Here is a 21749-nt window from a genome sequence, read left to right on the forward strand (position 1 = left end):
ATCTTGATGTCGCGTATCGCGAAGGCAGTCGCCGTCACCGCTGTTGCCGGTAGCGCCCTGGCCGCCGGTGCCGGTCTGGCCGTCGCCGATGCCGGAGCGCACGGTGCGGCGGTCGGCTCCCCCGGTGTCCTGTCGGGCAACCTGGTCCAGGTTCCGGTGCACATCCCGGTCAACGTCTGCGGCAACACCGTGAACGTGATCGCCCTGCTGAACCCCGCGTTCGGCAACACCTGCGTCAACGCGTCGGGCGGTGGCGAGCACCACACCGAGGGCTACGGCGGCTGATCGCCTGCGCCTGTCGGCCGGCTTGACCGGTTGGACCGAGGACTGAGGGCCCCCGCCGTACGGCGGGGGCCCTTTTCCTGTTCAGCCGTCAGCCGTCCGGCTGAAATTGCCGGGACGGCCGGAATCTCATTCGTAGCGGTAGATGCCCTGGTGGCTGAGCATGTCGCGCGGGGTGATGTTCCACGGCGGCATCGGCTCGTCGAGGGAGATCACCCGGCCGCGCTGGAGGTCGCCCAGTTCGAGCGGGGCCGAGGGCAGGTAGCCGGAGGCGGGGTGCTTCAGCTGCCAGCGGTCCCAGAGCAGGTCCACGAAGGCGTGGTGCAGCCAGAACGCCGGGTCGTTGGGGGCCGTACCGCCCGTCATGTGGCCGCCGATCCACTGGTGCACCTTGTTGTGGTTGCGCCAGCGCTCGCTCTTCGGCGCGGCCCAGCCCTCCAGCTTGTTGCGGAAGCCGCCGCCCTTCGCCGTGGAGTCCCAGGGCGAGGTGTCGTACGCCGGGTCGTCGAGCGCCCACTGGAGCTCGGCCGCGGTGGGCAGGGCGATCGGGTTCTGCGGCCGTCCGAGGTTGCGGGTGAGGAAGCGGGCGTCCGTGACGCCCACGGTGATCTCCCAGTTGCCCTTCTCGTAGGCGAAGGGGCCGGTCATCACCCGGCGGTCCTTCTCCCGGCCGGTGCCGCCCAGGAAGTCCTCGGCCCAGAGGGAGGAGACCGGGCTGCTGTCCGTGGTCCAGTCCCAGTACGGGACCGAGACGCCCGGGTCGACGCCCTGCAGCAGCCGCTCGAACTGGAGCAGGTAGCGCCGGTGCCAGGGGAAGAAGGACGGGGACATGTGCCCGACGCGGAGCTTGCTGTCCTTGTCCGGCACGAAGTACTTGCCGTGGGTACGGACCAGTTCGTCGTACGTGCCGTTGCGCTTGAGCTCCAGCACGGCCGCCGTGAAGCGCTTCTTCTGGGCGCTGTTCAGGTTCCTCTGGTTCTGCCGGATGTACATGCGGGGCTCCTCCCGTTCCGTTCTGCGCTGTCCCGGCCGTCCGTCAGCCGTGGTGCGGGGCCGCGAGGGCGAGCTGGTTGGTGCCGAGCTCGTCGACGGCCGCGCGGGCGAGTTCCAGCGGGGTCTCGAAGGACTGGAAGTGGTTGATCTGGCTGAGGTAGCTGCCGTCGGCCCGGCGCATGACGTGCAGGGGGCGGCCGTCGATACGGACCCCGGCGAGGTCGACGGCGATGTGCCGGCCGCGGTACGTCTCCTCGGTGAGGGGCGCCGGGGTGACGGTCTGCCGGGGCCGGCGGGCACGCAGTACGGGCGCCAGGGCCGCGGCGGTGCCGGCGAGCACCGCCGCGGTGAAGGCCGTACGAAGAAACATGCGGCGGGACGGTGCTGCAGGGGCGGGTGTGGCGTACATACGGTCTCCCTCGCTCGGTGGTCCGCGCTATGGGGTCTAACGCGGCGCGGCGGGCGAGGTCACCTCGGCTGCTCAGGCTGCTTGGAGAAGAGGGTGGTGGGGTGCGGGCGGACGGCCGGGCGGTGGCGTGGTCGGGACCGGTCCACCCGGCTGAGCGGCAGACCCGCTCGGCCCGGCGCCGGCCTGGACGCGGAGCTACGTTCCCCGGGACAGGTCGGGGTCGCCGGGGGTGAAGGTCACCGGCAGGCTCTGCGGGCCGCGCAGTCCGCCGGGGCGCCAGGGGATCTCCGCCGGCGGTACGGCGAGGGCGAGTCCGGGGAGGCGGCGCAGGGCGGTGCCGACGGCGATCTGCCCCTCCATCCGGGCCAGTGGCGCACCCAGGCAGTAGTGGATGCCGTGCCCGAACGCGAGGTGGGCGTTGTCCTGCCGGGTGATGTCCAGCCGGTCGGGGTCGGGGAACCGTGCCGGGTCGCGGTCGGCGACGGCAGAGCCGATGAGCACGGTCGCGCCGCGCGGGATGGTCACGCCCGCGATCTCGACGTCCTCGCGCGCGAACCGCGCGATGCCGGGGCTGACCGGGCCGTCGTAGCGCAGGAACTCCTCGATCGCGCCCGGCAGCAGTTCCGGGTCGGAGCGCAGCAGGTCGAGCTGGCCGGGGTGGGCGAGCAGCATGGCGATGCCGCCGCCGATCAGGTTGACCGTGGTGATGTATCCGGCGGCCAGCAGCAGGAACACCATGGCGACCAGCTCGTCCTCGGTCAGCTGCTGTTCCTCGTCGCGGGCGGTGATGAGGGCGCTGAGCAGGTCGTCGCCGGGGGCTGCCCGTTTGTCCCGGATGAGCTCGGTGACGTACGCGCGCATGTGCTGCCACGCCTCGTTCACGACGGCCGGATCCGGCAGCTCCGGGCCCCGCATGATCATGCGGTCGGTCCAGTGCTGGAATGCGTGCCGCTCGTCCACCGGCACCCCGAGCAGTTCGCTGATCACCGTGACCGGGAGCGGCAGCGCGAAGTCCGCGACGAGGTCGGCGTGGCCGGCCGGGACGACCGCGTCCAGCAGCCGGTCGGTGATCGCCTGGATCCGCGGCCGCATCGCGGCCACGCGGTGGGCGGTGAACGCCTTGGAGACCAGCCGGCGCAGGCGGGTGTGGTCGGGCGGGTCGCTGCGGAGCATGTTGCTCAGCATCGACTCGCGCTCCGTCGCCGGCAGCTGGCGCAGGAGGCGGGTGTCCGAGGCGTCGCGCACGTCGCTGCTGAGGCGGGAGTCGGACAGGGCCGCGAGTCCGTCTTCGTAGCGGGTGACGAGCCAGGCCTCCAGGCCGCCCGCGATGACGGTGCGGCGCACGGGGCCGTCTTCGCGCAGTTGCCGGTACAGCGGGAAGGGGTCCGCGAGGAAGGCCGGGTCGGCATAGGGCAGAAGGACCGGCTGCTCGCTCATGTCGCCTCCCGAAGCGGATCGTCCTCTCTGTGGAGAATGAGCGTATATGTCCCAGTATCCGGGATGCCGTTTCAGCGGAGCGATTCCTTCGGGGGCCGCTCGCGCAGCGCCCCGTACCCGATGAAGTAGGCCGGCACCCGGTTCAGCCACCGCGAGTCGGTGACGAGCTCGGTCAGCCGTTTGGCCCGCCGGGGATGGCCGAACGCGGTGCGGCCGGCCAGCAGCGGCTCGATGACCTGGGCGTGGGCCAGGCGCTGCATGCCCTGGGTCGCCACCGTCGTGGGCATGCGGCGGCGCTGTACGCGGCGTACGTCGTGCAGCCCCACGGTCCCCTCGAGCAGCGGGCGGACGAGGTAGCGGGCGGCGGCCACCGCGTCCTGCACGGCGAGGTTGATGCCGATGCCGAAGACCGGTGACATGGCGTGCGCGGCGTCGCCGATGCACAGCAGCCCCGGCCGGTGCCAGCGGCGCAGCCGGTCCAGCCGCACGTCGAGCAGCTTGACCTCGTCCCAGGAGGTGAGGGCGTGGGCCCGGTCGGCCAGCCAGGGAACGGCGTCGGTGAACTGGGCCATGAAGTGGTCCAGGCCCTCGGCGCGGCGTTCGGCATCGGTCCCCTTGGGGATGAGCCCCGCGCACTGCCAGTAGTCGCCGCGGTCGATGAGCGCGCTGAAGAACCGCTCGCCCAGGCCTCCCACGAGGCCGCTGGGGTCGTCCTCGTGGCGCGGCAGCCGGAACCACCAGGCGTCCATCGGGCACGGGAAGCCCTCCAGGCCGAGCTCGGGCAGCACCCTGGCGAAGGATCCGCGGCCGTCGCAGGCCACGGTCAGCGTGGCCCTGAGCTCACCCGTGGTGCCGTCCGCCGTGCGGTACCGCACGCCCGCGACCCTGCCGCGCTCCATCAGGAAGGACGTCGCCTCGGTGTCCATGCGCAGCCGGAAGGAAGGCTCCTTGCCCGCTTCGTCGGCGAGCAGGTCGAGCAGGTCCCACTGCGGCACCATCGCGATGTAGTTGTACTTCCCGTGCAGCGCCCCGATGTTGCCGACCGTGACGAGGGACCGGTCCGGCCCGATGGGCAGCTGCACGGAGGTCACCCGCCGCTGCGGCAGCCGGGCGAACCGTTCGGCGAGGCCGATGTCGTCCAGCAGCGACAGGGTGGACGGGTGCACGGTGTCGCCGCGGAAGTCGCGCAGGAAGTCGCCGTGTTTCTCCAGGACGGTCACCTCCACCCCGGCCCGGGCCAGCAGCAGGGCCAGCACCATCCCGGCGGGCCCGCCTCCCACCACACAGCAGGCCGTACGCTCCACGGCAACCACTCCCTTCGCCGGCATCGGGCAAGCCCCACAGGACGTATACCGCACCCACGGCGGCGGGGACGGCAACGACGGCGACGCGCCGTGGGGCGCGGTCGCCGTCCCGCATCCCTCCCCAACCGGCCGCGGTACGAACCCGATCGCCCGGGAGACCGGCGCTAGGGGGACGGGAGTTCGGCGAAGTCCGCCACCAGGGCGTGGTGGTGGCCCGGGGTCCCGAGCGCCAGCGAACCGGCCTTGGCGCGCTTCAGGTACAGGTGCGCCGGGTGCTCCCACGTCATGCCGATCCCGCCGTGCAGCTGTACGCACTCCTCGGCCGCGCGGACCGCGACCCCGGAGCAGTACGCCTGGGCGACCGCCACCGTGAGCGGGGCGTCGGGGGCTCCGGTGGCCAGCGCGTCCGCGGCGGCGCGGGCCGCCGCCCGGGCCGAGGCGACGTCCAGCCAGAGCTGCGCCAGACGGTGCTTCAGTGCCTGGAAGGAGCCGACCGGCCGGTTGAACTGGTGGCGGCCGCGTACGTGCCGCACCGTCTCCGTCAGGCACCATTCTGCGAGCCCGACCTGCTCGGAGGCCAGGAGTCCGGCGCCCGACAGCAGTGCTCCGGCGATCGCCGCGCGGGCCGTCGCCGGGTCGGCGAGGCGGGTCCCCGCAGCCCCCTCCAGCGTCACCGTGGCGAGCGGGCGGGTCAGGTCCAGCGGGACGAGCGGGCTCAGCGCGGCCTCCGCGGCCGGGACCGCGTACAGCCCCGTGTCCGCGAGGACCAGCAGCACATCGGCGGCCACCGCGTCCGCCACCGAGCCCACGGTGCCCGTCAAGGCCCCGCCCCCGGTGTCCCGTACGGCGCCCGGCAGTGGCGCGCCCGGGGCCTGGGTCAGCGGAAGCGCGGGGGCGCACACCTGTCGGCCGGCGGCCAACTCGGCCAGCAGGAGCGCCACTTCCGGCGCCTCGCAGCCGAGCCCGAGCAGGATCTCCGTCGCCAGTACTGCGCTCGTCAGGTACGGCACCGGCGCCACGGCCCGCCCCAGCTCCTCCAGGACCACGGCCGCCTCCCGGTGGCCCGCGCCCTGGCCGCCGAGCTTCTCCGGTACGAGCAGCCCGGCCGTGCCGATCTCCGCGGCGAGCGTGTGCCACAGTTCCGGGTCGTGCGGCCGGCCGGTCTCCGCCCGGGCGAGCACCTGTGCCGGTGTGCACCGGTCGGCGAGCAGTGCCCGTACGGCGGACCGGAGCTCTTCCTCCGTCTCGGAGTACAGCAGGTCGAAGGCATCGCTCATCGGGCCAGGTCCTTCCAGGCGAGGTCCTTGTCGTCGCGCGGCTCGGGGGGCAGGCCGAGGACGCGTTCGGCGACGATGTTGAGGAGGATTTCGCTGGTGCCGCCCTCGATGCTGTTGCCCTTGGCGCGCAGGTAGCGGTAGCCGGCGTCGCGGCCGGTGAAGTCGACGAGCTCGGGCCGGCGCATCGTCCAGTCCTCGTACAGCAGGCCCTCCTCGCCGAGGAGTTCCACCTCCAGGCCGCTGATCTCCTGGTTGAGGCGGGCGAAGGTGAGCTTCATGCCGGACCCCTCCGGGCCGGGCTGCCCGGCGGCGAGCTGCTGGCGCAGTCGCTCGGCGGTGAGCCGGGCGACCTCGGCCTGGACCCAGAGCTGGAGCAGCCGCTGGTGCAGTGCGTGGGTACGCAGGGCGGGCCGCTCGCGCCAGGCCGCGGCGACGGGCGCGATCATGCCGCCCTCGCGCGGGATCCGCATGCCGCCGATGGAGACGCGCTCGTTCATGAGGGTGGTGCGGGCGACCGCCCAGCCCTGGCCGACGGCGCCGAGCCGGTGGCTGTCGGGAATGCGGACGCCGGTCAGGAAGACCTCGTTGAACTCGGCCTCGCCGGTGATCTGGCGCAGCGGCCGGACCTCGACGCCGGGGGCGTGCATGTCGCACAGGAAGTAGGTGATGCCCTGGTGCTTGGGCAGCGCCGGGTCGGTGCGGGCGATCAGGATGGCCCAGCGGGCGGTGTGGGCGCTGGAGGTCCACACCTTCTGTCCGTCGACGATCCAGTCGCCGGAGCCGCTCTCGCGGACCGCGCGGGTGCCGAGCGCGGCGAGGTCGGAGCCGGCGCCGGGCTCGCTGAAGAGCTGGCACCAGACCTCCTCGCCGACCCACAGGGGGCGCAGGAAGCGCTGCTTCTGCTCGTCGGTGCCGTACGCGAGGATCGTGGGGGCGGCCATGCCGAGGCCGATGCCGATCCGGCGCGGGTCGTTGTCGGGGGCGCCGGCCGCCTCGAGTTCGGCGTCGACGACGGCCTGGAGGGAGCGGGGCGCACCGAGTCCGCCGAGGCCCTCGGGGTAGTGCACCCAGGCGAGTCCGGCATCGAAGCGGGCGCGCAGGAAGTCGGTGCGGTCGGTGTCGGCGGGCGGGTGCGCGGCGAGCAGGTCCCGGATGCGCGTGACCAGGTGGTCGGCGGTGATCGCGGTCATCGGGCCGCTCCCGGCTGCCGGGGCATGGCCAGGACGACCCGGCCGGTCGTGGCGCCGTCGGCGAGGCGCTGCACGGCATCGGCCACCGCGGGGAGGGCGATGCGTTCACTGATCAGGGGCTTGATGGCGCCTTCGGCGGCGAGGCGGGTGAGTTCGGTGTGGCAGGCCGGGATCGCGCCCGGGTCCTTGGCCGCGTAGAGGCCCCAGTGGAGGCCGAGGATCGAGTAGTTCTTGACGAGGGCGTGGTTCAGGGCGGGGGCGGGGATGGTGCCGCTCGCGAAGCCGACGACGACGATCCGGCCCTCGAAGGCCACGCACTTGGCGGAGGCGGTGTAGGAATCGCCGCCCACGGGGTCGTAGACCACGTCGGCTCCGCGCCCGCCGGTGAACTCCTTCACCCGGGCGACGACGTCCTCGGTCGTACGGTCGATCACCAGGTCGCAGCCGAGTTCCTCGGCGGTACGCGCCTTGGGCTTGCCCCCGACGACCCCGATGACGGTGGCCCCGGCGGCCTTGCCGAGCTGGACCGCGGCGCTGCCGACCCCGCCGGCGGCGGCGTGCACGAGCAGGGTCTCGCCGGCTTGGAGGCGGGCCCGCCGGTGCAGGCCGAACCAGCCGGTCTGGTAGCCGATGTGCAGGGCAGCGGCCTCGGCGTCGTCGAGGCTCTCCGGGGCCGGGAGCAGGTTCCGTTCGGACGCGATCACGTACTCGGCGAAGCCGCCGTGCGGCAGGCTCGGGGTGGCGATGACGCGGCGGCCGTCGTCCGTGAGGCCGCAGATCTCGACGCCGGGGGTGAAGGGCAGCGGCGGGCGGATCTGGTACTGGCCGCGGACGAGCAGCGCGTCGGGGAAGTTGAGGTTCGCCGCGAGGACCTGCAGTCGCACCTCGCCCTCGCCGGGGACTGGTTCGGGAATCTCCTCGAGGCGCAGGGCCTCTCGGGGTTCGCCGGGGGTATGTACTCGCCATGCCTGCATCCGGGGCCTCCAGCCGCCGTCGAGGAACCACGCTCCGCGGCATACTAAGCGGTCGCTTGTCACTCTGGGAACCGTCGGTGGAGCGGATTGCGGGCCGGTCCGAAACACCACGCGTCAATCCGGCCACTTCAGCCCCCGGTCAGGCAGCATGTGGCGTGCACTCGTCATGACTTGAGTCCAGGGGGGACCACCACATGAGAAGAAGCATGTCCGCGGCCGCCGCCGCCGTCGTTCTGGCCGGCCTGATCACGGCGGCCGCCCCGGCCGCGGCGGCCGGCGCCGCGTGCACGCCGGACGTCCTGCGGCTGCCGGCCCTCGCGGCGGGCCCCTCGCCCGCCTACGGATCCGTACGGGCCTTCGGGGCCGGCGGCCTGGTGGCCGGCGAAAGCGTCGGACTGCCCGCCTACTGGACGGCCGACCACGCGGTGCACGCCGTCCCGCTGCCCGAGGGCTTCGTGTCCGGCGAGGTCCTCGCGGTGAACGCCAAGGGCCTGATGGTGGGCACCCTCCGGCGAGCCGGTGCGCCCGACACACCGTACGGATTCACGTACCAGAAGGGTGCGGCGGCGGTCCGGCTGATCGGCGGCGGAAGCGCTTCGAGCGCGGTGACGGACGTCAACGACTCGGGCCGCTCCGTCGGCATGGAGGGCGGCGTCGCCAAGGAATGGCTGAACGGCGCCGTGGTGCGCGAGCTGCCCGTGCCCGCGGACGCCCACCCGAGCACCAGGATCGTCTCGGTGAACGGGATCAACGCGCGCGGGGACATCGTCGGCACGGCGCAGACGTCCTACGAGGAGGACGACCAGCCCAGGGGGAAGACCTTCCCGGTCGTCTGGCCTGCCGGGGGCGGATACCCGCCGTACAGCCTGCAGGTGTGGACCGAGGACGACCCGACGGTCCGGACGGCCGCGGCCGGCATCGACGACCGCGGCCGGGTCGTCGGCCACGAGGACCGCAGCCACCGCGACTGGCAGGAGCGCAAGCCGGCCGTCTGGAAGAAGCCCTACGACGCCCTGCCGAACGACCCCGGCCGGGTCGAGGGCTACGACCACGTCACCCTCGACGGGCTCAGCCCGGCCACGAACGTGGCCGTCGGCTCGGCCGTCACCTTCGTCGACGGATACCCCAACTTCCTCCACGCCGCGTACTGGCCGGGCACGGGAGCCCCTCTGGCCCTCCCCCACCCCGCCGGCACCGGCCCGGACTCGCGCAGCTCGGCGTACGCGGCCTCGGACGACGACCGGGTGGGCGGCACGTTCTACGACTGGGAGACGATGAAGGGCAGCGCCGTGATCTGGACCTGCGCGAGCAAGCAGGCGTACGCGCCGCAGAGTTGACCCCGTCGCGGGCATGGTGATCTCGGCGCCCGCGCGCTATCGATGCCCCCATGACGGACGAGACCCCGCGCGGGCTGCCCGCGCCCCCGCCGCTCGGCACGGCCGCCCTGCCCCCCGGAACGTACGGGGGGCGGGTGGTCCTCGTGACCGGCGGCGGGACCGGGCTGGGCAAGGCCATCGCCGCCGAGTTCGCGCGGCTCGGCGCGGACCTGGTGATCGCAGGACGGCGTGCCGAGCAGCTGAAGACGGCGCAGGAGGAGCTGGCGGCCGTTCCCGGCGCGGGCCGGGTGACGGCCGCCGTCTGCGACATCAGGGACCCGGAGCGGATCGCCGAGGTCTTCGATGCGGCGCAGGCGGCCCTCGGCCTGCCGGACGTCCTGGTCAACAACGCGGCCGCCAATTTCCCCTCCCCGGCGGAGGAGCTGTCCCCGGGCGCATGGCGGGCGGTCGTCGACATCACCCTGACCGGCACCTGGTTCATGACCCGCGAGTTCGGCCGCCGCCACCTCGCCGCCGCGACGGCCGGCTCCATCGTCAACATCGGTGCCTCGTACGCCTGGACCGGCGGCCCGGGCTTCGCCCACAGCGCGGCCGCCAAGGCGGGGGTGAAGAACCTGGTGGAGACGCTCGCCGTCGAGTGGGGCCCGTACGGCATCCAGGTCAACGGCCTGGTCCCCGGCCTGTTCCCGCACGCCGACATGACCGAGGACATACGCGACGGCCTGGAACGCGCCGCGCCCGACGACCGCGGCTCCCGCCAGCCCGCCCTGCGCGTCGGCGCTCCGCGCGAACTCGGCTGGGCCGCCACCTTCCTGGCCTCCCCCTTCGCCCGGTTCATCACCGGCCACACCCTGGTGGTCGACGGCGCGAACTGGCAGCGCCGCGCCCTGGTCAACCCCGAGGTGGTGCCGGTCCGCACCCAGCTGGGCCGCGGCCCGTTCACCCCCTGAGCGGTGGTTGTCAGTGGCTGCTGCGAGGATCCCTCCATGTCTCTCGCCGATCTGACCTTCGCCCACTGGCGTTCGCTCGACCGGGCCGCCGCCGGGCGCATCGCCCACGAGGCCGCCGCGCAGGCGGGCGGCCGGGTGGTGCTGCTCGACACCGTCGAGCACCTGGGCGGGCCGCTGCACCGCGTACGCATCGAGCGCGAGGGGCAGGAGTTCGCCCTCGTACCCGGCGGAGCGGTGCGGCTCGGGTTCGATCTCGACGCCTGGGTGCCCACACCCGCGCAGGTCGCCGACTACGAGGAGAGCCGGGCGGAGGGGTACGGGTACGAGCTCGACCTGAAGGACTATCTCGCCGAGGTGCTCAGCCCGGTCCGTACCGCGACACTGGCCACCGTGCTCATGGCCGTGGAGGACGAGGCCCTGACCGAGTGCCCGGCCGGGACGCCGGCGGCGCTCGCGGTGCGCGGGCTGCGGATGCCGAGCGCCGACGAGTGGGAGCATGCGTGCGGGGCCGGGGCCGGCACCCTGTTCCGGTGGGGGAACGAGTGCCCCCTGGGCGAGCCGTCCTACGGTGGCGGCGGCCTGCGGCACGAACCCAACGCCTTCGGGCTGCACATCGCGTACGACAGCTACGGCACGGAGCTGAGCACCGACCCGGCCGCGGCACACGGCGGTGACGGCGGCGAGGCCGTCTGCGGCGGATACGGCGACCTGCTCGCGTGGCTGCCACTGGCCACCGCCAACCGCAACCCGTCCATGGCGGAGTTCGCGTACGGACCGGACGGCGAGGGCATGTACGAGGGCTTCTCGACCCGCCCTGTGTTCAGCCTCCGCTGAAGTGCGGAGGGCGGCGGGCCGCCTTGGCGGTGTAGCCCTCGCGGCAGTCCTCGGAGGTGAGGGTGAGGGCCGCCGTCATCGCCACGCGGTCGAGCGCCGGGGCCAGGGCGGCGTCCGCGTAGGCGTCGATCGCGCGCTTGATGCCCTGGACGGCGAGGGGGGCGTTGGCCGCGATCTCGGCCGCGAGTGCACGGGCCGCGGCGTCCAGTTCGGCCGGGGGGACGAGCAGTTGGACCAGGTTCAGGCGGTGCGCCGTCGCGGCGTCGATGCGGCGGCCGGTCAGCGCCAGGAACTTGGCCCAGCCGGCGCCCGCCTCGCGGGCGATCCTCAGGTCGCCCCCCGCGTCCACCGCCACGCCGAGCTGCGCCTCCGGCAGGGCGAAGACGGCGTCCTCGGCGGCGATGCGGAGGTCGGCCATCAGGGCCAGCTCGAAGCCGAAGCCGAGGCAGTAGCCCTGTACGGCGGCCACCACCGGCTGCGGGAGCCGCGAGAGCACGGCGAAGCGCTCGTGGACCCAGCGGATGCCCTCGTAGTAGTTGCGGGTCCGCTCCGCGGCCGTCGCCCCCGTGATGTCGCCGCCGGGGGCGGCCACGTCGATGCCCGCGCAGAACGCCCGGCCCTCGGCGCGCAGCAGGACCACGCGTACGGCCGGGTCGAAGCGGATCCGGTCCGCGAGGAGGCCCAGCTGGCGGGTGGACTCCCAGCTCCAGCCGTTGAGCCGGTCGGGGCGGCAGAGGGTGAGGACCGCGATCCCGTCCGCGACCTCCAGACGGATGCGCTCCTCACCCTCCGCGATGTCGTTGCCGATGGTGTCGATCAACGAGCCGGCCCGCCCCCCTGACGAAAACTGATGTGCCGTCAGTTTAGGGGCGTGGGCTCAGCGCGAGAAGACCTCGAACGTCACCGCCGGGCGGCCGCCGAAGCGCACCGACGCCTGCTGGGCGAAGCCGGTGAGGAAGTTCCGGCAGTACTCCTCCGGGTCCTGGTCGGTGAGCACCTCGATGTACGCCTTGTGCTCCATCAGCGACTTGATCGAGCGTTCCAGGCCGGGCCCCGCGTCCGCCGCGTGTGTCGGCGTCGAGGACCCGGCGACCGCGACCCAGCGCACCCCGTTCCAGGGCTCCAGCCCCTGCTCGGAGAGGAGCTCGGGGAAGATCCACCGGTTGCCGGCGTCGGCGGCGGCGTCCAGGGTGGCCCGGCCGACGGCCTTGTGGTCGGGGGTGTTCCAGTAGCCCCCGCCGCCCTGGCCGCCCCAGGTGTCGCGGTGGTTGAGGGTGATGAGCAGTTCGGGGCGGTGCCGGCGGATGGCGGCCGCGATGTCCCGGCGCAGGTCGAGGCCGTACTCGACGATGCCGTCGCGGTAGTCGAGGAACTCCACGGTGGAGACCCCGACGACGGCGGCGCTCGCGCGCTGCTCGGCCTCGCGCAGAGGGGCGCACTCCTCGGGCGGGATCGTGTCGATGCCGGCCTCGCCGCGCGTGGCCAGGAGGTAGACGACCTCGCGGCCGCCGTCCGTCCAGTCGGCGATCGCCGCGGCGCCGCCGTACTCCAGATCGTCGGGGTGGGCGACCACCGCGAGGGCGCGCTGCCAGTCGGTGGGCATGGGCTCCAGGGGCGCGGGCTGATCCAGTTGTTCGGTCATGCGTCGCACAATAGACGCACCCTGCGCACCGGAAGCGGGGTTCTAGACCTCGTCGTGCACGAGGGCCAGGAGGCGGTCGAGGACGCGGGGGCCGCCGGCGCGGACGCCGTCGTGCTCGAACTCGTCCGTCACCCAGGTGCGCAGGCCCCGGATGGCCCGCGCGGTCTGCAGGGAGTGCGCGGTGTCCACGTACATGTCGTCGTGGTAGACCGCGGCGGCCACCGGCACCTCGTTGGCGGCCAGTCGGGCCGGGTCGTACAGGGGCTGCCATCCGGTACGGGCGGCCAGCAGCTCGGCGGTCTCGCGCAGCGGGGCCAGGGCGGGGTCGGCGGTGAAGTGCCAGGGGTGGATGGTCTCGCCGCTGAAGAGCAGGGGCCCGTCCCCCGCGAGGGCCTTCTCGGCGTCGAAGCCGGGCCGGCCGGCGCGGACCCGTTCGGCGGCCCAGGCGGTGGGCGCGGCCGGGTCCTGGGCGTAGATCGGCTCGTGGAGCAGGGCGTAGAGGGGGTGCGCGGCGAAGGAGAGCAGTCCGCGGACGACTTCCAGGAAGGCGTCGGAGAGGGCGGGGCCCGACGGGGTCGGGACGAAGGCGTCCTCGAGGAGGTAGTGCAGCTGGTGGCTGCCGTCGCCGGTGCCGAGCAGGATGCCGAGGGACTGGAAGGCCGTGGCGGTGAGGCGGTAGCCGCCGGGGAGTTCGGCCGGGCGCTCCACGAGGTGGGCGGCGATGCGCCGGGCGCGCTCGACGTCCATCGGGTAGCGGGCGTAGTGGGCCAGGTTCTTCCGCTCGATGCGGGGGTACGCGGCCTCGTACACCTCGTCGGCGGTGGCGGTCAGGGACGGGAGGCCGCCGGTGATCAGGGCGGCGGTCAGGCCCTCGGGGGCGGTGGAGAGGTAGTGGGTGGTGCAGAAGCCGCCGAAGCTCTGCCCGAGTACGGTCCAGGGCGCACCGCCGGTCAGGCCGGGGCGGATGGCCTCGGCGTCGCGCACGATGGAATCGGCGCGGAAGTGGGCGAGGTACTCCGCCTGCTGCGCGGGGGTGCCGCGCAGGGGCAGGGTCTGCCGGTTGACCGGGGTGGAGCGGCCGGTGCCTCGCTGGTCGAGCAGGAGCACGCGGTACTCGGTGAGGGCCCGTTCCAGCCAGGCCTGCCGGCCGGTGAAGCGGCGGGCGCCGAAGCCGGGGCCGCCCTCCAGGTAGAGCAGCCAGGGCAGGGTCTCGGGGTCCTTGCCGGTGGCGACGGCCTCGCGGGCGTACAGCTCGATGTGCTCGCCGTCCGGGCGGGTGTGGTCGAGCGGGACGGTGAAGCGGTGGTCGGTGAGGACGACACCGGGCTGGCGGTAGCTTCGGTCGACGGTCACGAACGGCCCCTGGGTGTGCGGCTGCCCCGGGCGGATCGCGACCGGGTCACGGGTGTGGCGGCCCGGCCGAGTGTAGTACGGACCCCCGGGCCGCCCCGCACCTTACCGGCGGTGGCCGACGGTCTGCCCTGCCGGGCGTGTCCGGCCGACACGGGCCGTGGGCGCGCCGTGCCGGTGGTCCCGCGGCGAAATCCCGTAGGCGGCGCGAAAGGTGCGGCTGAACGCCGCGGCGTCGGCGAAACCCCATCGCGCCCCCACGGCGTGCACGGGCGTGCCGACGAGCCGGGGGTCGAGGAGGTCGGCCGAGCAGCGCTCCAGCCGGAGTCTGCGGATCGTCGCGGACACCGATTCCTCCCGCGCGGCGAAGAGCCGGTGCAGGAGCCGTACGGAGATGTGATGGCGGGCGGCGACGGTCCGCGGGGAGAGTTCCGGATCGGCGAGGTTGTCCTCGATGAAGGTGTCGATGCGGCTGAGCAGCACCTGTTGGCGGGTGTGCGGCGGCAGCAGGTCCGCGGCGTCGAGGTGCCGTGCGAGGAAGGCCGTGGCCAGGTCCGACGTCAGGGCACCGAGACGGTTGCCGTCGCCCTCGTCCAGGTGCTCCGCCTCTTCGACGACGGACGTGAGGTGGCGGGCGAGGATCGCCGCGACACCGGTGCCGGCGGGCAGGCCGCGCGCGAGCAGCCGGTTCACCTTGGCCTCCGGCAGCGGTACGAGGGTGCGCGGCAGGTGCAGGATGAGGGCGTCGGAGGGGGCGGCGGGAGCGCCCTCCCGGCCGCCGGCGGACCGGCTCCCGGAGGGGAAGGAGGAGCTCCACAGGTTGAAGTCCCCGGCCTCGAGCCGTGCTTGCCGGTCCGCCTGGGACACCTGCATGGATCCGCGCAGGATCAGCAGCCGGGGTCGCTCGCCCGGTCGTCGGTGTCCTTGGCGTCCCAGGAGTAGTCGCCCGGATCCTTGTCGTCACAGTCGTAGCCCCATCCGCAGGAGAGACCGGCTGCCGCGGACGGGCCCAGTGCGCCGTCCGGACGCGGCGCGACGGCCGAGAGGGGGTCGGATCGGACGGGCTCGGCCGAGGCGGTGCCCGCCATCGACGCGAGGACCAGCCCGAGGGCTGCTCCCATGAGTGCCGCCTTCTTGAACATTCAGCTGTTCCTTCCTGTTTTCGGGCGTGCGATGCCCGAGGAAGCGCGAACGTGAGGGTGAGCCGTGAAAAACGCCGGTGCTTGCGCGAGTGCTGTGCTCCGCCTCGGCGTGCGGCCGTCGGCGGGCGGTGGCTCCTGGTCACGAGTATGGGCGCGCCCCGGTCCCCGGGGCCTTGGCATGGCGTGCACGATCCCTTGACGCCGCGTGCCCGGCCGGACCGGAACGGACGACGGCGGGCGGAGGCGGGCAACCGGGGAAACGGCACCGGCCCCGGCGCGTGAGCGCCGGGGCCGGTGGGTCGGGTCGGACGGGTCGGGTCGGACGGGTCGGGTGGGACGGGTCGGGTGGGACGGGGGTGGGTCTAGAACTCGACCACCGAGCGGAGGACCTCGCCGCGCTCCATCCGGGCGAAGGCGGCTTCGACGCCGTCGAGCGGGATCGTCTCGGACACGAAGGCGTCAAGGTCGAGGCGGCCCTGGAGGTAGAGGTCGATGAGGAGGGGGAAGTCGCGCTCGGGCAGGCAGTCCCCGTACCAGGAGGACTTGAGGGCGCCGCCGCGGCCGAAGACGTCGAGGAGCGGGAGTTCGAGCTTCATCTCCGGCGTCGGCACGCCGACCAGGACCACGGTCCCGGCCAGGTCGCGGGCGTAGAAGGCCTGCTGGTAGGTCTCGGGGCGGCCCACGGCGTCGATGACCACGTCCGCGCCGTTCCCGCCGGTGAGCCCCTGGATGGCCTTGACCACGTCCTCGGTACGGCCGTTGACGGTGTGGGTGGCCCCGAGGCCCCGCGCCCACTCCAGCTTCCGGTCGTCGAGGTCGACGGCGATGATCCGGGCGGCTCCGGCGAGGCGGGCGCCGGCGACGGCTGCGTTGCCCACTCCCCCACAGCCGATGACGGCGACCGAGTCGCCCCGTCCGACGTTTCCGGTGTTCAGGGCGGCGCCGAGGCCGGCCATCACCCCGCAGCCGAGGAGTCCGGCGGCGGCCGGCGCGGCGGCCGGGTCGACCTTGGTGCACTGGCCGGCCGCGACCAGGGTCTTCTCGGCGAACGCGCCGATGCCGAGCGCCGGCGAGAGCGGGGTGCCGTCCTCGAGGGTCATGGGCTGCGTGGCGTTGTGCGTGTTGAAGCAGTACCAGGGGCGGCCGCGCTTGCAGGCGCGGCAGGTGCCGCAGACCGCACGCCAGTTGAGGATCACGAAGTCACCGGGGGCGACCGAGGTGACGTCCGGGCCGACGGATTCGACGATCCCTGCGGCCTCGTGGCCGAGCAGGAAGGGGAACTCGTCGTTGATGCCGCCCTCGCGGTAGTGGAGGTCGGTGTGGCAGACCCCGCAGGCCTGCACCTTGACCAGGGCCTCGCCGGGCCCGGGGTCGGGCACGAGGATCGTCGTCGTCTCCACCGGTGCGCCCTTGCTCCGGGCGATGACCCCTCGTACGCGATGCGTCACGTCGTACCCCGCTCTGGTCGGATCTGTCTGGATCAACGAACGTACACGGACGCGGCGGCGGAGGGGAGTTGCGTCACGCGGCGGAAGTCGGAGTGGCGAGTTCCGGTGGCACGGCGGCGCGAAGTGCCGCCCCGAAGGCGGCCACGGCCGGGTGGGTGGCGGCGCCGCTGCGGAAGGCGACCTTGGTGCGGCGCTCCATCAGGAGACGCGTGAGGCAGACGGCCGGGTCGGTGGGCCCCATGACCCCGAGCTGCGGGACCACCGCGACGCCCTGCCCGGCCGCGACCAGGGCGAGCACGGTGGGGAACTCGTCGACCTGGTGGCGGATCCGCGGGGTGAAGCCGGCGGCCTGGCAGGCCCGCAGGGCCATGGCGTGGCAGAGGGTGCCGGGGGTGGCGGTGATCCAGGGTGCGTCGGCGTGGGCCCGCAGCACGGAACCCTGGTCGGGGCCCTGACGGGGGATCCGGTCGGGGCGCGGGTCGCCCGGGGCGGCGTCCTCCGCCGTCGTTCCCGTCGGGGCCGCCAGGTACATCGCCTCCCGGTACAGCGGTTCGGTGGCGAGCCCCGGCTCCTTCTGCGCGGGGACGAAGTCGTACTCGTGGATCAGGGCCACGTCCAGGTCCCCGGCGCGCAGCGCGTGCGCGACCGCGGCCGGGTCGGTCTCCGACACCATCGGCTCCAGCCCCGGATGGCGCCGGGCCAGTGCGACCAGGGCGGCCGGGACGATGGCCCGGATGGCGGTGGGGAAGGCCCCGATGCGCAGGGCGCCGGCCAGGCCGCTGCGCGCCTCGGCGAGTTCGGCGTCGGCCTGTTCGAGCCGTTCCAGCACGGCCTCGGCGTGCCGGACCAGGTTCTGCCCGGCGGGCGTGAGCCGGACCCGGCGGCCGGTGCGTTCGAGCAGCGGCAGGCCCGCCTCGCGCTCGAGGACGCCGAGTTGCTGGGACACCGCCGAAGGACTGAAGGCCAGGGCCTCGGCCACGGCGGCGATCGTCCCGCGGCGGGCGAGTTCGCGCAGCAGGCGCAGGCGTCGTACGTCGAGCATCGGCTCAGCTTACGCTTCGGGTAAGAAACGCGAACTGGATTTGATGCTCCGGGCAGATGAAGCTCGTGGGCATGACACACGACCTCTCCCTCCACGGGATTCACGTATCGCTCGTCACCCCCTTCACCCGCGCCGGGGACGTCGCCGCCGACGCCCTGGAGGCACTCGCCCACGCGGTGCTCGACGAGGGCGCCACCGGGATCGTCGCCCTCGGCACCACCGGCGAGCCCGCCGCCCTCGACGAGGCGGAGCGCGACCTCGTCACCGACGTCTGCGCCCGGGTCTGCCGGGAGCGCGGCGCGATGCTGACCGTGGGCGCCGGGGCGAGCGGCACCCGGGCCGCCGAGGCGACGCTCGCCCGGCTGGCGAGGTGGCCCGAGGTGCGGGCGGCGCTGGTGACGGTGCCGTCGTTCGTGCGGCCCGCGGCGGCGGGGGTGCTGGCACATTTCGCGCGGCTGGCCGAGGTGAGCCCCGTACCGCTGGTCGTCTACCACATCCCGTACCGGACCGGGCAGCCGCTGGACGTGGCCGCGCTGCGGGCGCTCGGGGAGCTGCCCGGGGTGGCCGGGATGAAGTACGCGGGCGGCGGCATCGGCGAGGAGGCGGTGGCGCTGCTCGGCCGGCCGCCGGCCGGGTTCTCGGTGCTGGCGGGCGACGACGTGTACCTGTCTCCGCTGCTGGCGCTGGGCGCGACGGGCGGGATCCTGGCCTCGGCGCACGTGGCGACGGCCCGGTACACGGAGCTGATGGCGGCCTGGCAGGCCGGTGACGTGCCGCGGGCGCGCGCCCTGGGCCACGGCCTGGCCCGGCTGTCGGCGGCGCTCTTCGCCGAGCCCAATCCGGCGGTGGTCAAGGCGGTGCTCCACGCCCGGGGCCGGATCCCCACGCCCGACGTACGGCTCCCGCTGCTGCCGGCGGGCGAGGAGGCGGTGGCGGCGGCCCTGGTACAGCTGGCGGAGCTGACGGAGCTGACGCGGCTCTAGGAGCACCTCGGACCATGACGGGCATGCCGGGAAGAGCCCCGCATGGGCGATTAACAAACAACGGGCGAGATGCCCGAATCGGACACGACTATGGGCGACTTGTCCGTTTCCTCGGAAGGCTTCGGGAGCTCGTGATGTGAGTCACTCGAATAGGGGCAACATCATTTATCCGGAGGCGGCTATTCCCTTTTCCCGGAAAGGAATTTCGCCATTCCCGGAAGGTGCCCCCAAGGTCATTTCCGACCCCGGCACGGGCAAGTCGATCACCCGGTGGAATTCAAGCCTTGTTCCGGCCCGGCGGGCTCGCTTACGGTCACGTCGTTCCCAGCGGGCAGCTTCCTAAACCGGTAGCCGCCAGGGATCCCCCGCACTCCGCACGTGAGGAATTCCGCCATGCCCGGACTCGGAAAGCACCGTCGGCCGAAGCAGCGCCCGATCGCCCGCAAGCTGGCCTTCGCCGGCACCGGCGGCGCCGCCCTCGCCCTGCCGCTGATCAGCGCGACCACGGCCGGAGCGGCCGTGGCGCAGCCGGCTTCGGCGCCCGCCGCGACGACCCGGACGCTGCCCGCCGTCAAACCGGCGGCGGAAAAGGCAGCGGCTCCGCTGACCTATTCGGTGACCGTAGGCGACACGCTTTCGAAGATCGCCGTCGAGCATTCGGTGAACGGCGGCTGGCAGGCCCTCTACGAGGCCAACCGGAACGCCATCGGCGGCAACCCCTCGATCATTCGCCCCGGGCTCAAGCTGAGCCTCGGCGCGGCGGCGAAGGCAGCCGTCGCCAAGGCGACGGCTGCGAAGGCGACGACCGCAGCGGCGGCCAAGCCCGCCACCACGTACGCGAACAACCTCGACGGCTGGATCCGGCAGTCGCTGGACATCATGGCCCAGCACGGAATCCCCGGCAGCTACAACGGAATTCACCGCAACGTGATGCGGGAGTCCTCCGGCAACCCGCTGGCCATCAACAACTGGGACTCCAACGCCGCGGCCGGCATCCCCTCCAAGGGCCTGCTCCAGGTCATCGACCCGACCTTCCGGGCCTACCACGTGCCCGGCACGTCCAACGACTCGTACGACCCGGTCGCCAACATCACGGCCGCCTGCAACTACGCGGCCGCCCGCTACGGCTCGATCGACAACGTCAACGGCCCGTACTGACCCGTCAGCAGGCAGGGGCCGCACCGCTCGAGAACCCAGCGGCCCCCGCAGCCCCTCCGTAGGTCTCCCACCCCGTCCGCGCCGTCAGAGCCAGCCCTGGCGGCGGGCCGCGCGGACGGCCTCCATGCGGTTGCGGGTGCCGGTCTTGCCGATGGCCGAGGACAGGTAGTTCCGTACCGTCGACTCGGACAGGTGGACCCGGGCCGCGATGTCCGCCACGGTGGCCCCGTCGACCGCGGCGTTCAGCACGTCGACCTCGCGCGCGGTCAGCGGATTGGGGCCGGCGCTGAGCGCGGCCGCCGCGAGCGAGGGGTCGATCACGGTCTCCCCGGCGAGCACCCGGCGTACCGCGGCGGCCAGTTCCTCCACCGGCCCGTCCTTGACCAGGAACCCGGCGGCCCCCGCCTCCATCGCCCGGCGCAGATAGCCGGGGCGTCCGAAGGTGGTCAGGATCAGCACCCGGCAGTCGGGGCAGCGCGTGCGCAGCTCGGCGGCGGCGTTGAGTCCGCTGAGCCCCGGGAGTTCGATGTCGAGCAGGGCCACGTCCGGCCGCGTCGCGATCGCGGCGGGCACGATCTCGTCCCCGGCGCCGACCTGCGCCACGACCTCGATGTCCTCCTCCAGGCCGAGCAGCAGCGCCAGCGCGCCGCGCATCATGCCCTGGTCCTCCGCGAGCAGGACCTTGATCATCGACTCTCCTCGTTCTCCCGGATCCCCGGGCGCTCCGGGCGCTCCGGGCGCTCCGCGCTCCCCACGCCCTCCGGTCCGGCCGGCTCCACCGGGAGTTCGGCGGTGACCCGGAAGCCGCGACGCGGGCCCGGGACCGGGCCGCCGACGAGGGTGCCGCCCGCCGCTGCGAGCCTTTCGGCCAGGCCGGTCAGTCCGCTGCCCGGCGGGGTCGAGCCTACGCCGTTCCCGTCATCGGTGATCACCAGGCCGACCCGTTCCGCGGAGCTCCGTACCTCGATCTCGCAGGTCGTCGCGCCACTGTGCCGGATCGCGTTGGTGGCGGCCTCGCGGACCACCCAGCCCAGCAGGGCCGCCGCCTGCGGAGGCAGCGGGGGCCCGGACTGCCGTACGACGGGCTCGATCCCGGCGGCGGTCAGCGCGTCCCGGGCCCGGTCGAGTTCGGCCGCGAGGCTGGCCTCGCGGTATCCGGTGACGGCCTCGCGGATCTCGGTGAGCGCCTGGCGCCCGACGGACTCGATGTCCGCGATCTGGCCGAGGGCCGCGTCCATGTCCCGGGGGGCGATCCGGCGGGCCGCCTCCGATTTCACGACGATCACCGAGAGGGTGTGGCCGAGCAGGTCGTGCAGATCGCGGGAGAAGCGCAGCCGCTCCTGGTCCACGGCGGCCCGGGCCAGCTCCTGCCGTGTCTCGCGCAGTTCCTTGACCGTCTCGGACAGGGCGAGGATGGCCGCGGTGACCATGCCGGACACGAGCGTCCCGTAGGCGATGCCGAGGGTGTCCCAGCCCTCGTCCAGTCCCGCGATCGCCCCGGCGAGGGCGGTGACGACGAACATCACCGGGCCGAGCTTGCGGCCCCGGAGCACCGCGCCGGTGGCCAGGCCCCACAGCGGGAAGAACAGCAGCCAGTTGCCCCCGTACCCCAGGGCGAGGGCGCAGGTGACGGCGCCGAGGGCGGCCAGGCACCAGCGGGTACCGGCCGCCTCCCGGGCCCGCCGGTCGAAGGCGCGGAACACCAGGGTGACGTACAGGGAGTTGAAGAGCAGCAGGCCGAGGGCGCCGATCCAGGGGTTGGGGGTCTCCCCCTTGATGACGTTGGAGATGGCTCCCATGCCGAGCAGCAGCCAGGGCAGCAGCGCGAAGGCGTTGGACGGGGCCATCGGGCCGCAGCCGTGATCGGGGGCCTCGCCACTCGCCTTGCGGCGCTTCTCCCGCGCTCGCCATTCGGCTTTGCGGACCGCCCAGTCCGCCTTCCGGGCCTCCCTGTTCCTGCGCCTGTCCTGCAGTTTCATGCTGGTTCCCCGCTTCAT

At 73.5% G+C, this 21749-nt stretch carries 22 protein-coding genes; 6 read left to right on the plus strand and 16 right to left on the minus strand.

Annotated features, from left to right (window positions below; all coding sequences use genetic code 11):
- Positions 1–6 precede the first annotated feature (6 nt).
- On the plus strand, positions 7–285 hold the full coding sequence (locus AB5J51_RS06545; RefSeq protein WP_053789882.1) for a chaplin: 279 nt from the start codon (positions 7–9) through the stop codon (positions 283–285).
- Between the two features lie 126 nt (positions 286–411).
- Here the strand turns inward: AB5J51_RS06545 and AB5J51_RS06550 are convergent, their stop codons facing one another.
- From AB5J51_RS06550 to AB5J51_RS06580, 7 genes are all read right to left on the minus strand, one after another.
- Entirely contained in the window at positions 412–1275 is an 864-nt protein-coding gene (locus AB5J51_RS06550; protein ID WP_369777127.1) for a tyrosinase family protein, read from the minus strand.
- Between the two features lie 43 nt (positions 1276–1318).
- On the minus strand, positions 1319–1684 hold the full coding sequence (locus AB5J51_RS06555; RefSeq protein ID WP_053789880.1) for a tyrosinase family oxidase copper chaperone: 366 nt from the start codon (positions 1682–1684) through the stop codon (positions 1319–1321).
- A gap of 195 nt (positions 1685–1879) precedes the next feature.
- Positions 1880–3121 carry a cytochrome P450 gene (locus AB5J51_RS06560; protein WP_369777128.1) on the minus strand — a complete coding sequence of 414 codons (1242 nt, stop codon included), beginning with the start codon at positions 3119–3121 and terminating at the stop codon, positions 1880–1882.
- Positions 3122–3192: 71 nt separating this feature from the next.
- Positions 3193–4425, minus strand: coding sequence for an FAD-dependent oxidoreductase (locus AB5J51_RS06565; RefSeq protein WP_053789878.1), 1233 nt, complete (start codon positions 4423–4425; stop codon positions 3193–3195).
- A 164-nt stretch (positions 4426–4589) separates the two neighbouring features.
- Entirely contained in the window at positions 4590–5702 is a 1113-nt protein-coding gene (locus AB5J51_RS06570; RefSeq protein ID WP_053789877.1) for an acyl-CoA dehydrogenase family protein, read from the minus strand.
- The gene (locus AB5J51_RS06575; protein ID WP_053789876.1) at positions 5699–6892 is read right to left on the minus strand and encodes an acyl-CoA dehydrogenase family protein; all 1194 of its coding nucleotides are present in this window, start codon (positions 6890–6892) and stop codon (positions 5699–5701) included. Before AB5J51_RS06575 ends, AB5J51_RS06570 begins: the two co-directional genes overlap by 4 nt.
- On the minus strand, positions 6889–7866 hold the full coding sequence (locus tag AB5J51_RS06580) for an NADPH:quinone oxidoreductase family protein (protein WP_369777129.1): 978 nt from the start codon (positions 7864–7866) through the stop codon (positions 6889–6891). Before AB5J51_RS06580 ends, AB5J51_RS06575 begins: the two co-directional genes overlap by 4 nt.
- Positions 7867–8060: 194 nt before the next feature.
- Between AB5J51_RS06580 and AB5J51_RS06585 the strand changes: the two genes are divergently transcribed.
- The 3 genes from AB5J51_RS06585 to AB5J51_RS06595 are packed head-to-tail and all read left to right on the plus strand — an operon-like array spanning position 8061 to position 10987.
- A complete protein-coding gene (locus AB5J51_RS06585; RefSeq protein ID WP_369777130.1) occupies positions 8061–9203 on the plus strand; it encodes a hypothetical protein in 1143 nt (380 codons plus the stop codon).
- A gap of 50 nt (positions 9204–9253) precedes the next feature.
- Positions 9254–10153: an SDR family oxidoreductase gene (locus AB5J51_RS06590; RefSeq protein ID WP_133896022.1), complete on the plus strand. Its 900-nt coding sequence runs from the start codon at positions 9254–9256 to the stop codon at positions 10151–10153.
- A 36-nt stretch (positions 10154–10189) separates the two neighbouring features.
- Positions 10190–10987 (plus strand): hypothetical protein, encoded by a 798-nt coding sequence (locus AB5J51_RS06595; RefSeq protein ID WP_369777131.1) that lies wholly within the window; start codon positions 10190–10192, stop codon positions 10985–10987.
- On the opposite strand, the gene AB5J51_RS06600 is transcribed toward AB5J51_RS06595, so the two are convergent.
- From AB5J51_RS06600 to AB5J51_RS06630, 7 genes are all read right to left on the minus strand, one after another.
- Complete coding sequence (locus AB5J51_RS06600) at positions 10974–11807, minus strand: enoyl-CoA hydratase/isomerase family protein (protein WP_136223741.1); 834 nt, start codon at positions 11805–11807, stop codon at positions 10974–10976. The two genes, AB5J51_RS06595 and AB5J51_RS06600, sit on opposite strands and share 14 nt — an antisense overlap.
- Positions 11808–11864: 57 nt before the next feature.
- Positions 11865–12629: a PIG-L deacetylase family protein gene (locus AB5J51_RS06605; protein ID WP_053789870.1), complete on the minus strand. Its 765-nt coding sequence runs from the start codon at positions 12627–12629 to the stop codon at positions 11865–11867.
- Between the two features lie 42 nt (positions 12630–12671).
- Entirely contained in the window at positions 12672–13982 is a 1311-nt protein-coding gene (locus AB5J51_RS06610) for an alpha/beta fold hydrolase (RefSeq protein WP_369777132.1), read from the minus strand.
- Positions 13983–14084: 102 nt separating this feature from the next.
- Positions 14085–14852, minus strand: coding sequence for a helix-turn-helix domain-containing protein (locus AB5J51_RS06615; RefSeq protein WP_369777133.1), 768 nt, complete (start codon positions 14850–14852; stop codon positions 14085–14087).
- 14 nt (positions 14853–14866) lie between these two features.
- On the minus strand, positions 14867–15121 hold the full coding sequence (locus tag AB5J51_RS06620) for a hypothetical protein (RefSeq protein WP_136223739.1): 255 nt from the start codon (positions 15119–15121) through the stop codon (positions 14867–14869).
- 362 nt (positions 15122–15483) lie between these two features.
- Positions 15484–16569, minus strand: a complete 1086-nt coding sequence (locus tag AB5J51_RS06625) for an S-(hydroxymethyl)mycothiol dehydrogenase (RefSeq protein WP_030296560.1) — start codon at positions 16567–16569, stop codon at positions 15484–15486.
- A gap of 73 nt (positions 16570–16642) precedes the next feature.
- A complete protein-coding gene (locus AB5J51_RS06630) occupies positions 16643–17611 on the minus strand; it encodes a LysR family transcriptional regulator (protein ID WP_053789864.1) in 969 nt (322 codons plus the stop codon).
- A 71-nt stretch (positions 17612–17682) separates the two neighbouring features.
- Here AB5J51_RS06630 and AB5J51_RS06635 point away from each other — a divergent pair, with 71 nt between their 5' ends.
- Together AB5J51_RS06635 and AB5J51_RS06640 are read left to right on the plus strand one after the other, a co-directional pair.
- A complete protein-coding gene (locus tag AB5J51_RS06635; protein WP_369777134.1) occupies positions 17683–18594 on the plus strand; it encodes a dihydrodipicolinate synthase family protein in 912 nt (303 codons plus the stop codon).
- Between the two features lie 393 nt (positions 18595–18987).
- Entirely contained in the window at positions 18988–19752 is a 765-nt protein-coding gene (locus tag AB5J51_RS06640; protein WP_136226136.1) for a transglycosylase SLT domain-containing protein, read from the plus strand.
- A gap of 84 nt (positions 19753–19836) precedes the next feature.
- Here the strand turns inward: AB5J51_RS06640 and AB5J51_RS06645 are convergent, their stop codons facing one another.
- Positions 19837–20442, minus strand: coding sequence for a response regulator (locus tag AB5J51_RS06645; protein ID WP_369777135.1), 606 nt, complete (start codon positions 20440–20442; stop codon positions 19837–19839).
- Positions 20439–21731 carry a sensor histidine kinase gene (locus tag AB5J51_RS06650; RefSeq protein ID WP_369777136.1) on the minus strand — a complete coding sequence of 431 codons (1293 nt, stop codon included), beginning with the start codon at positions 21729–21731 and terminating at the stop codon, positions 20439–20441. Before AB5J51_RS06650 ends, AB5J51_RS06645 begins: the two co-directional genes overlap by 4 nt.
- Between the last annotated feature and the right edge of the window lie 18 nt (positions 21732–21749).

The organism is Streptomyces sp. R33, from assembly GCF_041200175.1.
In the GTDB taxonomy this organism is placed as follows: domain Bacteria; phylum Actinomycetota; class Actinomycetes; order Streptomycetales; family Streptomycetaceae; genus Streptomyces; species Streptomyces katrae_B.

Excerpts from the sequence above, each read along its gene's own strand:
- AB5J51_RS06545 (WP_053789882.1), top strand. The coding sequence starts at position 7 with ATGTCGCGTATCGCGAAGGCAGTCGCCGTCACCGCTGTTGCCGGTAGC.
- AB5J51_RS06550 (WP_369777127.1), bottom strand. The coding sequence starts at position 1,275 with ATGTACATCCGGCAGAACCAGAGGAACCTGAACAGCGCCCAGAAGAAG.
- AB5J51_RS06555 (WP_053789880.1), bottom strand. The coding sequence starts at position 1,684 with ATGTACGCCACACCCGCCCCTGCAGCACCGTCCCGCCGCATGTTTCTT.
- AB5J51_RS06560 (WP_369777128.1), bottom strand. The coding sequence starts at position 3,121 with ATGAGCGAGCAGCCGGTCCTTCTGCCCTATGCCGACCCGGCCTTCCTC.
- AB5J51_RS06570 (WP_053789877.1), bottom strand. The coding sequence starts at position 5,702 with ATGAGCGATGCCTTCGACCTGCTGTACTCCGAGACGGAGGAAGAGCTC.
- AB5J51_RS06575 (WP_053789876.1), bottom strand. The coding sequence starts at position 6,892 with ATGACCGCGATCACCGCCGACCACCTGGTCACGCGCATCCGGGACCTG.
- AB5J51_RS06580 (WP_369777129.1), bottom strand. The coding sequence starts at position 7,866 with ATGCAGGCATGGCGAGTACATACCCCCGGCGAACCCCGAGAGGCCCTG.
- AB5J51_RS06585 (WP_369777130.1), top strand. The coding sequence starts at position 8,061 with ATGAGAAGAAGCATGTCCGCGGCCGCCGCCGCCGTCGTTCTGGCCGGC.
- AB5J51_RS06590 (WP_133896022.1), top strand. The coding sequence starts at position 9,254 with ATGACGGACGAGACCCCGCGCGGGCTGCCCGCGCCCCCGCCGCTCGGC.
- AB5J51_RS06595 (WP_369777131.1), top strand. The coding sequence starts at position 10,190 with ATGTCTCTCGCCGATCTGACCTTCGCCCACTGGCGTTCGCTCGACCGG.
- AB5J51_RS06605 (WP_053789870.1), bottom strand. The coding sequence starts at position 12,629 with ATGACCGAACAACTGGATCAGCCCGCGCCCCTGGAGCCCATGCCCACC.
- AB5J51_RS06615 (WP_369777133.1), bottom strand. The coding sequence starts at position 14,852 with ATGCAGGTGTCCCAGGCGGACCGGCAAGCACGGCTCGAGGCCGGGGAC.
- AB5J51_RS06620 (WP_136223739.1), bottom strand. The coding sequence starts at position 15,121 with ATGTTCAAGAAGGCGGCACTCATGGGAGCAGCCCTCGGGCTGGTCCTC.
- AB5J51_RS06630 (WP_053789864.1), bottom strand. The coding sequence starts at position 17,611 with ATGCTCGACGTACGACGCCTGCGCCTGCTGCGCGAACTCGCCCGCCGC.
- AB5J51_RS06635 (WP_369777134.1), top strand. The coding sequence starts at position 17,683 with ATGACACACGACCTCTCCCTCCACGGGATTCACGTATCGCTCGTCACC.
- AB5J51_RS06640 (WP_136226136.1), top strand. The coding sequence starts at position 18,988 with ATGCCCGGACTCGGAAAGCACCGTCGGCCGAAGCAGCGCCCGATCGCC.
- AB5J51_RS06645 (WP_369777135.1), bottom strand. The coding sequence starts at position 20,442 with ATGATCAAGGTCCTGCTCGCGGAGGACCAGGGCATGATGCGCGGCGCG.
- AB5J51_RS06650 (WP_369777136.1), bottom strand. The coding sequence starts at position 21,731 with ATGAAACTGCAGGACAGGCGCAGGAACAGGGAGGCCCGGAAGGCGGAC.